10 protein-coding genes, 1 tRNA gene and 1 pseudogene are annotated in these 16,633 nt (G+C 57.5%); 6 read left to right on the top strand and 6 right to left on the bottom strand.

Annotated features, from left to right (window positions below; all coding sequences use genetic code 11):
• Positions 1-81: 81 nt before the first annotated feature.
• Both AWB80_RS17770 and AWB80_RS17775 read right to left on the bottom strand, forming a co-directional pair.
• Entirely contained in the window at positions 82-2,013 is a 1,932-nt protein-coding gene (locus tag AWB80_RS17770) for an ATP-binding cassette domain-containing protein (protein WP_061175972.1), read from the bottom strand.
• Between the two features lie 188 nt (positions 2,014-2,201).
• A complete protein-coding gene (locus tag AWB80_RS17775) occupies positions 2,202-2,609 on the bottom strand; it encodes a DUF4399 domain-containing protein (RefSeq protein WP_061175973.1) in 408 nt (135 codons plus the stop codon).
• 252 nt (positions 2,610-2,861) lie between these two features.
• Between AWB80_RS17775 and AWB80_RS17780 the strand changes: the two genes are divergently transcribed.
• Complete coding sequence (locus AWB80_RS17780) at positions 2,862-3,044, top strand: rubredoxin (RefSeq protein ID WP_061175974.1); 183 nt, start codon at positions 2,862-2,864, stop codon at positions 3,042-3,044.
• A gap of 44 nt (positions 3,045-3,088) precedes the next feature.
• On the opposite strand, the gene AWB80_RS17785 is transcribed toward AWB80_RS17780, so the two are convergent.
• From AWB80_RS17785 to AWB80_RS17795, 3 genes are all read right to left on the bottom strand, one after another.
• Positions 3,089-3,826 carry a class I SAM-dependent methyltransferase gene (locus AWB80_RS17785; RefSeq protein WP_061175975.1) on the bottom strand — a complete coding sequence of 246 codons (738 nt, stop codon included), beginning with the start codon at positions 3,824-3,826 and terminating at the stop codon, positions 3,089-3,091.
• Positions 3,826-4,623, bottom strand: a complete 798-nt coding sequence (locus AWB80_RS17790; RefSeq protein ID WP_061175976.1) for a bestrophin-like domain — start codon at positions 4,621-4,623, stop codon at positions 3,826-3,828. Before AWB80_RS17790 ends, AWB80_RS17785 begins: the two co-directional genes overlap by 1 nt.
• A 155-nt stretch (positions 4,624-4,778) precedes the next feature.
• Positions 4,779-4,853 (bottom strand) — tRNA-Arg (locus AWB80_RS17795).
• Positions 4,854-5,066: 213 nt separating this feature from the next.
• Between AWB80_RS17795 and AWB80_RS17800 the strand changes: the two genes are divergently transcribed.
• Positions 5,067-6,164 carry a site-specific integrase gene (locus AWB80_RS17800; protein WP_061176047.1) on the top strand — a complete coding sequence of 366 codons (1,098 nt, stop codon included), beginning with the start codon at positions 5,067-5,069 and terminating at the stop codon, positions 6,162-6,164.
• 561 nt (positions 6,165-6,725) lie between these two features.
• Here the strand turns inward: AWB80_RS17800 and AWB80_RS17805 are convergent.
• A complete protein-coding gene (locus AWB80_RS17805) occupies positions 6,726-7,394 on the bottom strand; it encodes a LuxR C-terminal-related transcriptional regulator (protein WP_061175977.1) in 669 nt (222 codons plus the stop codon).
• 2,226 nt (positions 7,395-9,620) lie between these two features.
• Here AWB80_RS17805 and mgtA point away from each other — a divergent pair.
• The 4 genes and pseudogenes from mgtA (at position 9,621) to AWB80_RS17820 (ending at position 16,522) form a co-directional block, all read left to right on the top strand.
• Positions 9,621-12,370 (top strand): annotated as a pseudogene (mgtA, locus tag AWB80_RS17810) (magnesium-translocating P-type ATPase).
• A 73-nt stretch (positions 12,371-12,443) separates the two neighbouring features.
• Entirely contained in the window at positions 12,444-13,550 is a 1,107-nt protein-coding gene (locus AWB80_RS17815) for a porin (protein WP_061175978.1), read from the top strand.
• Between the two features lie 132 nt (positions 13,551-13,682).
• On the top strand, positions 13,683-13,895 hold the full coding sequence (locus AWB80_RS43315; RefSeq protein ID WP_143328069.1) for a hypothetical protein: 213 nt from the start codon (positions 13,683-13,685) through the stop codon (positions 13,893-13,895).
• Between the two features lie 476 nt (positions 13,896-14,371).
• Positions 14,372-16,522 (top strand): prolyl oligopeptidase family serine peptidase, encoded by a 2,151-nt coding sequence (locus AWB80_RS17820; RefSeq protein ID WP_061175979.1) that lies wholly within the window; start codon positions 14,372-14,374, stop codon positions 16,520-16,522.
• Positions 16,523-16,633 lie beyond the last annotated feature (111 nt).

Consider the following 16,633-nt stretch of genomic DNA (forward strand, 5'->3'; position numbering starts at 1 on the left):
AAAACCGCCCGCCGCTCCGTGCCGCGCTAGGAGAATAGCGGTTTTCGCCCGCCGCGCCCACCTCGGACCGATAAAACGCGCCTACTTGCGTTTCGCTTCCAGTTCTTCCCAGCGCTCAAGCGCGACGAGCAATTCCTCTTCGATCGCCGCGTGGCGCTCGGACAGCCGTGCGCCTTCCTTCGCATCCGTCGCGAAGATCGAGCCGTCTTCGAGCCGGGCGCCGATCGCCCTCTGCTCTTCTTCCAGTTCGGCGATGCGTGCCGGCAACGCTTCCAGTTCGCGCTGCTCCTTGAACGACAGTTTCACGGTGCGCTGCGCGTTGCGGCCCGCGGCGCTTTCCTTCGGCGTGTCGTCCTTCGGCGCTTCTTTCGCCGACTGACGCGCCGCTTCCTCCGCGATACGCTCCGAACGTTCGCGCTGAATCTGCCAGTCCGAGAAGCCGCCGACATATTCACGCCACTTGCCGCCGCCTTCGGCCGCGAACACCGAGGTCACGACGTTGTCGAGGAACGCGCGGTCGTGGCTGACGAGCAACACGGTACCGTCATAATCCGACAACAGTTCTTCCAGCAGTTCGAGCGTCGGGATATCGAGATCGTTGGTCGGCTCATCGAGCACGAGCACGTTCGCGGGGCGCGCGAACAGACGCGCGAGCAGAAGCCGGTTGCGCTCGCCGCCGGACAGCGATCGCACCGGCGAGCGCGCGCGCTCCGGCGCGAACAGGAAGTCGCCGAGATAGCTCATCACGTGCTTCTTCACGCCGTTCACTTCGACCCATTCGCTGCCCGGACTGATGGTGTCGGCGAGCGATTTGTCGAGATCGAGCTGCGCGCGCATCTGATCGAAATACGCGACCTGGATATTGGTACCGATGCGCACACGGCCTTCATCGGGCTGCAACTCGCCGAGAATCAGCTTCAGCAAAGTGGTCTTGCCTGCTCCGTTCGGGCCGACGAGACCGATCTTGTCGCCACGCATCACGGTCGCCGTGAAGCGATCGACGACCGTGCGCTCGTAGCGCTTCGTCACGTCCGTCAGCTCGGCGACGATCTTGCCGGACTTTTCGCCCTGTCCGACATCGAGCCTCACATTGCCCTGCACGTTGCGGCGCTCGGCGCGTTCGTTGCGCATTTCCACGAGCCGCGCGATGCGCCCGACGCTGCGCGTGCGCCGCGCCTCGACGCCCTTGCGAATCCACACTTCCTCTTGCGCGAGCAGTTTGTCGAACTTGTCCTGCTCGACTTTCTCGACTTCGAGCTGCTGCGCCTTTCTCGTCTGATACGCGCTGAAATTGCCCGGGTACGACAGCAGCCGGCCGCGATCCAGTTCGACGATGCGCGTCGCCACGCGATCGAGAAACGCGCGATCGTGCGTGATGAAGAGCAGACCGGAGCGCAGCGTGACGAGCAACTCTTCCAGCCAGCGGATGCCGTCGAAGTCGAGATGGTTGGTCGGCTCGTCGAGCAGCAGCACGTCGGGCTGCACGACCAGCGCGCGCGCCAGTGCGACGCGCTTTTTCATGCCGCCGGACAGATCGCCCGCGCGCGCGTCACCGTCGAGGCCGATCTGCGCGAGCGTCGTCGCGACACGCGTGCGCCAGTTCCACGCATCGCGCGTGTCGAGCGCCGATTGCAGCGCGTTCATGCGTGCGAGCAGGTCGTCGTGCTGCGGGCCTTCGGGCGTGTCGGCGAGCGAATGCGCGACGGCGTCGTATTCGTCGAGCAGTGCGCGCGCGTCGGTCAAGCCGGACGCGACGACATCGAACACGGAAGCGTCGAGATCGAACTCGGGTTCCTGCGGCACGTACACGGTCGAGAGCTCGCTCTGACGCGTGACGAGGCCGTCATCGGCCGCGGCGAGACCCGCGACGATCTTCAGCAGCGACGACTTGCCGGCGCCGTTGCGGCCGATGAGCCCGACGCGCTCGCCCGCTTCGAGCGAGAAGTCGGCATGGTCGAGCAATGCGACGTGGCCGAACGCGAGCTGCGCGTCCGAAATGGAATAAAGCGACATGGGAGAACCGGATGGATGGCGAACAGTCGGCGCCACGCAGAGCAGCCGATGGAAGCGGCCATTGTACCGGGCGGGGCGCTCGGCGCACGCGGCTTAGGCCGAACGGATGAGGCTTTGCAGCCCCAAGAACAGAAAGGCCGCCCGAATCCGATTCGCGGCGGCCTTCCCTTTTTCGCCTGAAAAGCGCGTTACTTCACGTGCACCTTGATCGTCGAGCTCATTTCCGGCCCGTACGAACGGTGCGCGCCGTCGCCGAACTGCATCGTCAGCGTGTGATCACCGGGAGGCAGTTTCACTTCGGCTTCGGTCTGGCCCTTGCCGAAGTGCAGCGACGTGTCGTTCGCCGGAATCACCGTGCCCTTCGGTAGCGGCTTGCTATCGATCAGCAGATGGTGATGGCCGGTGCCGTCGGTCATCGTGCCGGCCGGCGCGATCGACATGCCGTCGACGCCGAATTTCACGTGGACGGGACTCGTCACGGTTGCGCCGTCCTTCGGTTCGACGAAATAGACGCGCGCCTGCGCATGCGCCGAGCCGGCGTATTGCGTGAGCAGGACCGCGCCCGTCAACATCGCACCCAAGAGCTTTTGCTTCATCGTTTTATCTCCATGTTGTGAAACCGGTCGATGGCGTGAATGCGGCGCCGGACACCCGAAAAGCATACACCGGGCTTTCGGGCACGCGTATCCGGACCATCCTGCGGAAACGCGCAATGCGGCACGGCGTCGCGGCGAGCGGCCGGATCGCGGAACGATCGCGCCGATTCCGGTAAGATGCCGGGTCGCCGCGCGAAGTGCCGTCCTGTAGCGCACGCGGTCCATTTATCCCTTTCGAATCAAGAGTCTGTCGTGAGCGAAGTCATCGAATACAAAAGCTGGGTCTGCCTGATTTGCGGCTGGATCTACAACGAGGAAGAAGGCCTGCCGGACGAAGGCATCCCGGCCGGCACCCGTTTCGACGACATTTCCGCCGACTGGCGCTGCCCGCTGTGCGACGTGGGCAAGGCCGATTTCGTCGTCGTCGAGTTCTGATTCGTACTTCCGCGCGGACGTATCGATTCGTTTTCGTTTCATCTTCAGCGCGCCACCGCGATCAGCTCGCGGCTCGCTTCGTCCACCGGCGCGCGATGCCAGTCTCCGTACCAGTCGATGTGCACGAAACCCGCCTGCGTCAGCAGGCGCGCGAGCTCGTCGCGCGTGCGAAAACGCAATTCGCTCGGCGCGCTGAGCGTTTCCTCGGGCGTCGACAGGAAGCGATAGTGCGTCGTGAACGCCACGCGGCCGGTCGCGAGCGGATCGGGCGTGGCGTGCCGTTCCTGCCACACGTCCACCGCTCGTCCGTCCGGCGCTTCGATGCGTCGCGACGAACGCGCCGGCGTCCAGTTTTCCCACGCGCGTGCCGCCGGATTGCGGCTGTCGAACGCGAGCGCGCTGCCCGGCCGTATCGCGCGGCGCGCGGCCGCGAACGTCGCCAGAAGCGCTGCATCGTCGAGAAACACTTGCGCGACGTGTCCCGTCATCACCAGCAGATCCGCCGCGCCGACGAACGGCAGCGCGGTTGCATCGCCTTCGATCCACGTCACCTCGTCGCCTTCCGGACGCGCCCGCGCGACACGCAACATCTGCGGCGACGGATCGATGCCCGTCACGCGATGCCCGCGCTTCGCCAGCTCGCAGGCGAGCAGACCCGTGCCGCAGCCGAGATCGACGACATGCCGCGCCGATGCCGCCAGCGCGATATAGAACGCGGTGTCGTCGGCGAACGGATTGAGGGCGTCATACAGCGCGACGAGACGCGGATCGGTGTAGATCATCAGCGGCCCTGATACGCGAGCGCATCGCGCAGCGGCTGGCTGCCGACCATGATCGGACCGCTGAACGGCGTATCGAGATCGAGGATCACGAGCACCGCCGACGCGATCGACAGCGCGCCGAGCATGATCGTCACGAGCGAAAGCGCATTGCGCGGCGCGATCAGCCCGAAGCAGAGAAAGATGATGAGCAGCCAGCCGACGAGAATGCGGTCGAACGGATAGGAGATCGATCCGTGCGCCTCTTCGACGAGTTTCCAGCGCAGCGCGATCAGTTGCTCGAAGCGCGCGGCGGCATCGGCGGCGAGCTGGCGATGATAGTCATCGTGGGGATGAAGCATGCGCACTTCGTGCTGGGCGCGGCTCAATATCGCGCCGAGCGTGTTGCTCGCGAGGCTGTCGGGATTTTCGGGCGGCGTGACGTTCGGGTACACGCCGGTCGGGCGCGGCTCGTCAGGCCACGTACTCGCGATCGCCGCCGCCGTGTAGGAGCGCAGGAGGGCGCGCGCCTGATCGAGATCGGCGCCGTAGTCGCGCATCGCGCGATCGAGCTCGATGATCGAGGTCGCGTAGCTGCGCATGTCGCTGTTGGTGGTGTCGAAAACCGTTTTCGCCGATGCGGTCAAGAGGCCGAGCACGAGCGCCGCGAACGTGACCAGCATGCCGACGAGCAATTGAACCAGTTGCACCGTTTCCTGCGCCTTGTGCTCCTCGGGCAAGAGCGGCCGCACGATCGCGCCGACGCCCGTGCTGGCGAGAAGAAGGACGAAGACGAGCACCGCGGACTGGATTTCGGTCATGAACGCATGAGCCGTTTGGGCGAAGCTGGAGTGGTCGCATTATCGGCGGGAAACAGCTTACGGTTCAATGCGTAAGGGTGTTCGGGCGAGCGGCGCGGAAGAAAGAACAGCGAAGAAAGAAAGAAAGCCGCCGCGACAAACGGCAAGCGGGATGTTGGTCCCCCCGGCAGGAATCGAACCTGCATCTAGCGCTTAGGAGGCACTCGTTCTATCCATTGAACTACGGGGAGATAGACTCTTTTACGGGGAAGACTCAGACCTAGGTAATCTCGGTCAGAGCCTTATCCCGCTTGCGTTTCCGGTCGATACCGCCTCATCCTAAGTGAAGCACCGTGACACGCAATGAAACTCAATTTACCGCCGTCTTTGCTACAATTTTGCTACAAGATCGGCTTTTTGACCTGTTGGCTGATCTGGCACTGCTACAAACTAGAGGACAACAAGTGGCATCGATCCTGCAAATCGGCGGCCGCTGGCGCGCTCAAGTTCGCCGCCGGGGCCAGAGTATAACAAAGACCTTCAAGACAAAAGGCGCCGCGCAGTCCTGGGCGCGCGATCAAGAGACAGCGATAGATAAAGGGCACAATGCGGTCGACGCCCACAGCATCACCGTTGGCGAACTGCTCATCAAGTATCGTGAGGCCCGCTCCGAGTCTGGCCGCCCTATCGGCCCAAAGTCGAACGAGCACTACATCCTCCAGCGCCTCTCGGACGCGTTTGGCGAAGATCTGGCCGCGCAGCTCAATACTCAGCGCATCGTCAAATTCGCCCAGGCGAGAAAAGCGGCCGGCGCCGGCGAATACACCATCGACATGGACCTATCGAAGCTCGGTACGGTGATGCGGCACACAGCCTCGTTGATGGACATCGTACTGCCGGACGCAGTTGGCACCGCTCGCCCGGCGCTGCATCATCTTCACTTGATAGGGCCAGGCAAGAAACGCGAGCGCCGCCCGACGAAAACCGAGATCGAAAGGATATTTGCATGGTTCGCCGAACATCCTGAGCGCGAGCAAGCGATGCCCGACCTGTTGCGCGTTGCTATGCAATGCGCGTTTCGCCGAGGCGAACTCTTCTCGCTACGTTGGGACGACATCGATGAAGAAAAGCACCTTGCTCTTGTCCGGGACCGCAAACATCCGCGCCAAAAAATTGGTAACAACGAATGGGTTCCTTTGATTGGCGACTCCTTTGAGATCATCATGCGGCAAGCTCGCTATCCAGTCCCAGAGGATTACGCGAGGAAACGTGCAGCAGACCCTCGCCACCCGCCGCATAAGAACGAGTTCATCTTTCGGTTCCATAAAGGCACCGCAAGTAAATACTTCAAGCAAGCCTGCGACGCAAAGTCGATCGTAGATCTTCGCCTGCATGATCTGAGACATGAGGCAACTAGCGCTTTATTTGAAGCGGGGTGGGAGATTCCCGAGGTGGCAACGGTTACAGGTCACAAGGACTGGCGCAACCTGAAACGCTATACGAATCTCAGCCCTGCGAAGGTAGCGCGCAAAGGACGTCTTGAGATTGTGAAATCCGCCTAGAGCTGGCATGCACACGTGCGCAGTCGATAGTCTCTGTCTTGCAAACTCCTTCTTCCTTAGGAAGACCCTATTGAACCTTCGATCGAGCAAACGGTAGCGCGCAATAGGCACGCGTTGAGATCGGTATAAGCAGATCAGGAGGTTCCCCCAGTCCATATCGGAAATCGTGGCGAGCGATCCCGGGCGGCACAGTAATTACAGAACGTTCGATCGGTGCGTCCCACACCAGAACGATTTCCGCCTGCTCGCTTTCCCCGAATCGCAGTACTTCGTCCCATCGATTACCCGTATCGACGTCGACGAAACAAGCGACGCCCAACAAGGCGTAACCTCTGTCGATCAATCCAGCGCTACTCTTGCTCAGGTCCGCGCTCCGACGGATTGAAATACTCTCGGACTGTCCTCTCCCCACGCCGCTGAATCGCTGAAAATGATCAGAATAAGGATTAGCGCAACCCATGCATATTAACGTCGCGCCGATCGAAACGAGCACTGAAGACGAACGCAAACTCAGCCACTTGAAAAGGCTGTCGAATTTCCGAAATTCCATCATAAGCCCTTTCAATTGCGAGACGGCGAGCACGTGGTCTCAATCAGCGCAAAGTCTTGTTCCGAAAAAATCCGATAGAGTTCGGCATCGGACTTCACTTGCAACTTGCGCATCGCATTGCTTTTGTGTGAGCTGATTGTCTGTTTCGAGCGACAGAGCGCCAATGAAATCTGCTTTACGGAGAGCCCCGCCACCACGGATTTCATAACCTTTATTTCACACCGAGAGAGCGGCTTCACGTCACGCATAGAATGCGTCCCTGCCGATGCTGCGTCGACGAGCGACGGAGAAAGGTAGTTCGCCTTGTAGTACGCCGCCACGATCGCCGCCGGGAGACATTCGAGGATGTCGTCGTGATCGAGAACCGCGTGCACTCCTAATTGACAAAGCGTGGCGATATAAGCAGCGTTGTGAATGTCAGTATAAAGCACCACCCCGATATCAGGATACTGAGATAGTATAAGCTTAATCAAAGGATTTATCGGATCGCCTGGCTTCCCACTAAGCGCCTCTCGATCGGTGACAACGACATGACATTCTTCCGTCGCTTCCAACCCAGAAAAGTCCTCGCCGCTTCTGATCGTTGCGACAAGGCTCACTTCAGAGCAGTGCCCTATTATTGACTTTATAGCCAGCGCTATCAGTGGGCGGCTCTCCGCTAAAATTACGTTTATCGACATATCTACGCCCTATCCTTGACCAACCGAATTGCAGATGCAAAGTCAGCAAAGTCTGCAGACCATGCAAAGCGAGCAAGCTTAGGGCAAAAATGACTCGCGTTCTATCTGACGCGTACGAATTAGCTGGGGTCGGTCGAACAGAACTGATAACCGCGCGAGCATGTCTGACCGTGTCAGGTTGACGTGACCTCTCGCACGCTACACAATGACCTACCCACTATCTTTCAAGGCCGAAGCATTCGATTTTGCTCATCGCGAGCGCACGCATGCTGTTCGATCACCACGGCTGCGGAAGTCCGCTGTTGACCGCCATATCTTCTTTCAAAGTCAAATAGACAATGCCACTTCGCGAATCCCTCCGCTTCGAAAGGAGCATGCTTACGCTTGAGACGGCGAACAAAACGACAATCCTTGGCATCACGAATACTGGAGGGAGTAAGCTACTTATATTCCCATCGGTATGCCCGTTTCAAGAAAGCCAAAGTTCCTTGGTGAGGGTTTCACCACTCGTTTGCGAGCTTGAGGTTACGGAATCCACTACGATCGAATACTTACATATAGGAGGAGATGCTGACACTGAGCAACTCTTTCGAGCGCGCTTCGAGTGGACAGCCTCGTACGACGATTCCTCTCGATACTGCACGGAGGCGTCAATTCCCCTATTGGTCCAACCGGCGATTTTTGAACGTTGGAAAGAACCTTGTGAGTTGTTATTAGCATCTATCAGCCAATTTGGTGATGTAATCATCGAAAATGGGAGTAAGCAGATAGCTTTTCTTAGCCCTATTATCGAATTACTTCCATCGCGTAAAACGTTCGTGATTCCGCAGCGTTACATCGCACCACAATCATGGCATCTATTGCGCGCCGCAGCGCTCGGAACAAAATCGTGGGGCATCAGGATAACATCCGAAACGCCGACCGGAACTCGCCTACGTTCAATCGATATTGAGCTCGGACAATGGATTTCTCCTCGACCATCGTATTGCAGTGACCATCATTAACACGACGCCAAGGCGATTGTGCCAAGCCTGCGCAACACATTAGGATAGTGAATAGCAATCTCAATACACGAAGCTGTGAATCCGACCGAAGGGAACAAACAAATTACTAACACCACTTTATGGAGTCACGCTTAAACGAACGACGACAAGACTTCGTCAGAAAAATGCGAGTTCACGATATAACAATTGCAGCTGGCTTCACGATATTTGGGATGGGCGTGATCGCGGGCTTTTTAACCATAAGGTTTTTCTTTTGATCGCTCCTGGACGAAGCACCTTACATGATGGACTGGCAATCGCGATGCGCAGCTGGCGGGTGCCATCAGCATCAACGGCAAGAATTCAGCCATAAGAACCGTGCTTCCTGTTTAACGAGAGAGAAGCTCCCCACGGGTGAACTGATCAGAGCCGTGTCATCAATCCTCGTCTCAGTCTCTTTGCCATTGCATCGTACTCGTCTGATTCTCGATGTCATTTCTTGACGCCCTACCTCGACGCAGTTACGATCCGTCCGTCTCCCACAATAGAGGCCTAAATCATGGACTCTTCCTGTAGTCGATCTCAGATCGATACGACTGCCTGACAGCAGAACGCACGACTCAATGAGCCGCCATTCTGCCCACAGGCAGGATGGTGCGCGTCGCAGTTTTTCTAGCATTTCCTCTCGCACCCGCTTTTTATTAACGCATGGGCATGCGCAATCCCGCTCGCCCAGGCGCTCGCAACCGCGCGCTCCGTTTCGCGCGGGCAAACTCGCGCACGCACGACGTTGTGGCGCACCTTTTTCACGTCACGTCGGCTACGGCACGGCAAGGAGGCTCCATGTCGGACCCTGAATCTTCGCTTAAACCTGCCCTCCCTTCAGCCTGAATGGAGACCGCGTCGTTCCTAGTTGCCATCGCGCATCCAGCCCGAACGCCGTCGATGAAGTCTCTGCAGGCACCTATGACGATACACCGAGCTATTGCTCAGACGGAGAAACCTCATGTACTTCGCTCTCCTTCTTCCGAACCTACCGTGCAGCCAAGAGTCGCTCACGCACCCCTACTCTCAGTTATCGCAGCGCACTCGCAAGCGCCGATTGATCGTATCGCTGCGCAGGTGGTGGAAACCAATTCGCGTTCGATCGGGCTAAGCAGATCGACTCATAACTCCCTCAACATTCAAACTTAAGCGATCGTGGTGTTAGGCAGGCGATCCTGGCTAACACTCAAAAATTGACATGCGAAATCGAAAAAAGCACGAACACGTAAAATTAAACAACAGAGGACTACTATATTCATGTCGAGCGAGCCATCCGATTGAATTCCCCTCACGAGTAGCCTGTGAGGCATCCAACAGCATCGAAATGACGCTGCTGCATACGGACAGTTCGCTTGATGGTTTGATCGATACTGATGCCGAGCATCGCCTGCGTAGCAAAGGCAAGAACGAGGTGGCGCACGACAATCCGCCGCACGCCCTTGTTCAACTGCTACACGCCTTCCGCAACCCATTTGTCGTGGTGCTGCTTGTACTCGCGGGCATCAGCTATTGCACGGACATTTATCTTGCCTCGGCCGACGACCGCGATTGGACCGGCGTGACGATCTTGCTCGCGATGGTCACTTTGAGCAGTCTTTTGCGGTTCGTTCAAGAGTATCGCTCAAACAAGGCGGCGGCACGCCTCAAGGCCATGGTGTATAGCACTGCAACTGTCGTGCGACGGGCCTCAGAGACAGCCAAGCCGATCAGAAAGATGGTTCCCGTGTCCAGTCTCGTCGTGGGTGATATCGTCGATCTGCATGCTGGCGACATGATTCCCGCCGATATTCGCCTGATCAAATCTCGGGATTTGTTTGTCAGTCAGGCGGCGCTTACGGGCGAAGCACTTCCTGTCGAGAAATACGACACGCTCGGCGCCGTCATGCAAAAGTCGGCGAACTGTAGTTCTGAGGATCTAGGCAATCCGCTTGAGCGACCAAATATTTGCTTCATGGGCACGAACGTGGTCAGCGGAACCGCAACGGCGGTCGTCGTAGAGACTGGCGCCAACACTTACTTCGGCGCACTCGCCAAAAGCGTGACCACCCGCAAGCGCATCGAGACCAGCTTTGACCGGGGTGTCAATAGTGTCTCATGGCTCTTGATTCGCTTTATGCTGGTGATGGTACCAATCGTTTTCTGATTAACGGTCTCTCAAAAGGCGATTGGCTTTCTGCCCTGACGTTTGCGTTAGCCGTCGCGGTTGGCCTTACGCCCGAGATGCTGCCAATGATCGTCTCAGCCAACCTTGCAAAAGGGGCCATGGCGATGTCGCGGCGAAAGGTAGTGGTGAAGCGCCTTAATTCGGTCCAAAACTTCGGCGCCATGGATGTGCTATGCACCGACAAGACAGGCACGCTAACACAGGACCGCATCATCCTCGAAAATCATTTAGACGTAAATGGCGATCGAGACGACCGAATCTTGGAATTTGCGTGGCTGAACAGCTTCCATCAAAGTGGCCAGAAGAATTTGATGGATATGGCTATAGTCGAGCAGGCCAACAAGGCAGGCATATCTCCTGTTCTCACTCGTTACAGGAAGGTCGACGAGCTACCGTTCGATTTCGAGCGCCGACGTCTCTCAGTCGTCCTTGACCACGACGTAGGTGATCAACTCATGGTCTGCAAGGGTGCAGTCGAGGAGATGCTCGACGTCTGTACATCATTTCAAGAGGGCGCAGAGGTCCGCGCTCTTGACCAAATTGAACGCGATGCGCTGATTGCTCGTTCCCAGGCATATAACAAACAAGGTTACCGAGTACTCCTAATCGCGACACGCAAGATTGCGCAAGATGATGCCAAGACCCATTTCCAGACAGCTGACGAGCGTGAACTCGTCGTGCGGGGCCTGCTGACCTTCCTCGATCCGCCGAAGGATTCGGCAGCCCATGCAATCCGTGCTCTGAATGAGCACGGCGTAGCCGTCAAAGTGCTTACCGGCGACAACCCGATTGTGACAGCGAAGGTGTGCCGCGATGTTGGCCTCGAGCCCGGGACGCCCCTTCTCGGTGGTGATATCGAAAATATGGACGACATCGAGCTAGATGCGGCCGTCAGGCAAACGACCGTCTTCGCAAAACTCACTCCGCTGCAGAAGGCTCGTGTCGTCAATGCACTACAGGCCAGCGGGCACACGGTGGGATTTCTAGGCGACGGAATCAACGATGCAGCTGCCCTGCGCGATGCAGACGTCGGCATCTCGGTCGACACGGGCACTGATATCGCGAAGGAAACCGCCGACATTATCCTGCTCGAAAAGGACCTGATGGTGCTAGAGCAAGGGGTCATAAAGGGGAGAGAAACGTTCGGCAATATCCTCAAGTATCTGAACATAACCGCGAGTTCGAATTTCGGCAACGTGTTCTCAGTGCTTATCGCAAGCGCCTTCCTCCCTTGGGAGCCAATGCTAGCCGTCCAGTTGCTGATCCAAAACCTTATTTATGACCTATCGCAGATGTTTTTGCCGTGGGACAAGATGGACCCAGAGTTCCTAACGAAGCCTCGGAAGTGGGAGGCGGGTAATATCCGCCGCTTCATGATCTGGCTGGGACCTACATCGTCCGTGTTTGACATCACGACCTTCTGGTTACTGTGGACAGTATTCGGCGCCGGTGCGGCTTACTATGCAAACGGCGGCGGTCAAATCATCATGAATTCCGGATGGTTCATCGAGGGACTTGTATCGCAGACGCTCGTCGTACATATGCTGCGCACGCAGCGTATCCCGTTTCTGCAAAGCACGGCCGCCTTGCCGGTAACGCTCTCAACCACCCTTGCGATCCTCGCAGGTTGCTGGTTGCCGTTCTCTCCGTTCGCATCAGCGCTCGGTTTCCAAGCGCTGGAGCACAGCTACTGGGCATGGCTTGTTGCCACGATTGCCGCGTACATGCTACTGACGCAGTGCGTTAAGACCGTGTACATCCGCCGCTACGGGCGCTGGTATTGAGCCTGAGCACATCAATGCGAGCTGCGTGGTAGTACACGCGCTCGCTTCGCGAAGAAATGCGAAGGAATATGAAATGTCAGTGACAAAAGCAACCGTGCACGTCTGTGCAACGATCAGCTTGCTCGTGCTTATGGTGGAAACTGTCAGAGCGCAAAGCGCACTGGCTCTATATGGCGAATTAGACGGCGGCCTTGCGTGGTTAAACAACGTCGGCGGTCGCAGGCAGTACAAAGTCACCAGCGGCTTAATCGACGGAAGCTTCTGGGGACTTCAAGGTTTCGAAGACCTCGGCGGCGGGAGTAAGGCGATATTTCAGATTGAACGGGGACTGTCGATGACTTCGGGAAACAGCCTTGACGATCACCCGTTTTACGTCGGAATATCCAGCGAGACCCTAGGCACGGTTACGATCGGCTACCAGTATGATCCGATCCACGACTATCTCGCACCATTTACCATGACCGGTGGAACGGGCGGTACCGCGTTCGCTCACCCGTTTGATAACGACAATGCAAACAACTCTTACCTTGCGCACAACGCACTCAAATACGAGAGCCAATCATTCTCCGGATTGAGATTCGGCGGTATGTATGCGCTTTCGAACGCTGCGGGACGCTTCTCAAACAACCGTGCGTACGGAGTCGGTGCGAGCTATCAGGACGGACCACTAAACGCCGGTGCTGCCTGGTTGCACGTAAGCGGGGTAGGCAGCAATGAAAGCGGCGCATACGATGCAATGACAATGTACGGAGCACAGCGCAGCGTGTTCGATGCGATCGTTCAGTCCCGAGATAGCTACGGCGTAGGCGTGACCTACGCGTTCAGCGGCGTCACGCTTGGCGGAGCATGGTCACGTTCTACATTTACCGAAATAACCGATTCTAACGGCGGAAGTGAGATGCCCTCAATGGGTTTTAGCAACTATGAGCTCAATGCGGCATTTCAACTAATGCCCTCCGTTTCGTTAGCCGGTTCGTATACGTATACGAAAGGTTCTAACCAGCATTGGCATCTCGGCGGCATACAAGCCGTTGATCGTCTCTCGAAGCGAACCGACGTGTACGCCGAGGCAATCTATCAGCGCTCCTCGAACGACGCACCTGCCTTGATCAATGGTTCTGATCCATCATCGAGCCGTAATCAGCTGCTAGTGGGCGCCGGCATCCGGCATCGGTTCTAATTTAGGCGCGGAAAACACCGGCGCTCCTAAGGACGTGGGCGCCAGTTTGTGAGTGGGCCATTCCTAAACCGGAGTCAATGCATTTTGTACTGACATGGGTCCCAGGTCGAAACGCCAGCAAAGGAGAACACCATGAGCCATACGCATGAACAAGAGCAGACAGACATTGTCATCCAGCACGCGACCATGATGCATGAATTAACGCGATTGCGCGAGGTTCTTTCTCTCATCCACGATATAGCGCAAGGACCGCCTCGCCCCAACGCACCGCAGGAGATCGCCCGCCTTGCACGATGCGCATTGATTGTATCGGCAGCGCCCGATTATCCGGACTTTTGCATTTGACAAGATAAAAGTTTCCGCCTACCACGGGCATTGCTTTCACCTCGCTCGCAGCAGACTCTCCGTTCATGCTTTTCTCCAACTTCGCCCGCGTGAACATGCGCGCCTCGATTGGACAAAAAAAAAGCCGCCCGAAGGCGGCTTGAAAGAGGGTCTATAGATGCTAAAAGACATCACGACAAACCACTCGATCGGAGGAGCTGGGTACTGCAGTGGTTGGCCGTGAAGTCGATATCAATTTAACAGGCCGTTTTCTTCGAAACAATGAGACATGTACGATTCTATTTACCTCGAACGACCTGTACGTTAGCGTGTCGGTGAAAATAGATTACGCCAGACGCTCGAACCTGCCGCGCTGGCAATGTCTCGGTTCGACTTCGCAATGGAAGCTGGTGAGTTAAAAAATCGGACGCGCACACAGTGACAAGGTGCCATCTGCGCATCGATAATTCGGTCGTTGTCTTAGTTAGTTGCGGAATATGAAATCACTGAACGTGCAGGATTGCCTTGTCTGGCCGCGATCCGATGGGGATGATCCATTCATCGGGCTTGAGTCTTCCGATGAGCCACGGGTTAATGTCTGGGTCGATGCGCAAAACCATCGAACCGAAGCAGCCTTCGGAAACACCCCGGAGACGAATAGGCTCGCCGATCGTCTTAAAAAAGTCTACACATCCAAGGAGCGTATCGCGACTTGTTGGCGCTACGACGATTGGGCATACAACACGTGGAAGGACGACGAACATCCCCTGGGAATCTTGCGACGTACGGCGTGGACCGCGTGGCTCGACGGCAAACCCAAATGGGAAACTGTCGTCGATATCGGGGCATTGGAATTAAGCAATTGCGGCGAGAATGGCGTCCGCTGGTCATTGGCCGGCTTTCAGATGCTATATCCCGACTACAAGCGCGCGCTTTTGAGACTGTCGCCCGGGGGGTCGGATGCGTGCATTGTTCGGGAGTTTGACGTTGAGGAAAGGCATTACGTCGATAACGGCTTCCACGTTTGCGAGCTCGGCAAGCACCTGATCTCGTGGGTGGACCACGACACTGTATATATCGGTTGGGACAACAGCGAAATCAGTCTAAAACCTGATGTCACTACATCGGGGCTGCCGAGCCATTCGCGACTTTGGAAGCGCGGCACCCAACTCTACGATGCGCCGGTGATATTCAAAGGCTCATCCCACGACGTATGGGCGGACGCGGATTACGATCCTCTCGAAAAGCTGCATCTCGCGTCGCGTGCACTAACCCTATCCGATACGCTGCATTTCTGGCGGGATGAATTCGCCAACGAATGGCGCCAGTACGATCTGCCGACGCATGTTGAACTCAAGCATTGGGACGGCTGGCTCTTCGTCACCACACGCAAAGCGTGGACGACGCGCGGGGAATGTCACCCCGCCGGTTCGCTGCTCGTCATCCGGCGCGACGCATTTCTCGATGGCGCGCGTACCTTTACCGTGCTCTTTACGCCGGCGGAGAGGTGCGTGCTCAGTTGCATCGACTTCACCAAGAACTGGTTGATCGCATCGCAGATGGACAACCGCATGCCTCGCGTTACCCTTTGGCGTCCCCCTGCTGATGTCGGCGCTAACACGGCTTGGGAGGCCCGCGAACTCGCACTGCCGGACGCGAGTCAGTCGTCTGTTCACTCCATCGACGGTGAACGCGACGATACTGTACTTATTCACGTCGAGCATTTTTTGACGCCACCGTCGCTTCATTACGCTGATCTGGCAAAAGACACGCAATGGAAGCTACTTGCACGCCTGCCTGCCCAGTTCGACACAACCGGAATCACAGTCGTGCGTCGCCATGCGGTCGCACTCGACGGCGAACGCATTCCGTACTGGCTGGTCGGGCGCGATGTGAACGAGGCTGAGGCTATGGAAGCACGGCCGTGTCTGCTGTGTGGTTACGGCGGCTTCGAAGTCTCGCTCGACCCGCGTTACGACGCCACCACCGGCATCGCGTGGCTCGAGAGCGGTGGTCTGTATGCGGTGGCCAATATCCGTGGTGGCGGCGAGTTCGGACCGCAATGGCACCAGGCGGCGCTGCGGGAACACCGACAAGTGTCGTTCGATGATTTCGTCGCAGTGGCAAGAGCACTCATTGAAAGCGGTATAACAAGCACGAAGCAACTTGGCATTCGCGGCGCTAGCAACGGCGGCCTGCTCACCGCCACGTGTATGGTGCAGCATCCTGACCTGTTTGGCGCAGTACTTTCAGAAGTGCCGCTTACCGACATGGCGCGGTTTCATCTGTTGCTGCAGGGTGCGGCGTGGATCGACGAGTATGGCAATCCAGAAAACGCCGATGACCTTCGTCATCTACAAGCATACTCGCCGTATCAAAACGTGAAAGCGGGCGTCGCCTACCCGCCTGCGCTCTTCACGTCATCGACCAATGATGATCGAGTACATCCGTCACACGCGCGCAAAATGGTCGCGAAAATGCTGGCGCAGGGGCACAAAAACGTGTGGTATCGGGAAACACGCGACGGCGGCCACGGCCTTGGCGTCGAGCCAGAAGCCGTCGCTCAAGCGGAAGCTGCGGCATTCATCTTCCTCGCGACCTCCACCGGACTTATTGCTGCACAATCTTCTAGCTCGGACCCGATCTAGCTCAGGGTGCCCCTCTGGACAATTGAACACCGATGCGCGCTCTTAGAGGTTTGCGTCGGAGAACTCGGTGAATGAGGGACGCTCCGGCCTCTAGGCGCACCTTCAGCTAGA

Source organism: Caballeronia pedi, from assembly GCF_001544915.2.
Taxonomy (GTDB): domain Bacteria; phylum Pseudomonadota; class Gammaproteobacteria; order Burkholderiales; family Burkholderiaceae; genus Caballeronia; species Caballeronia pedi.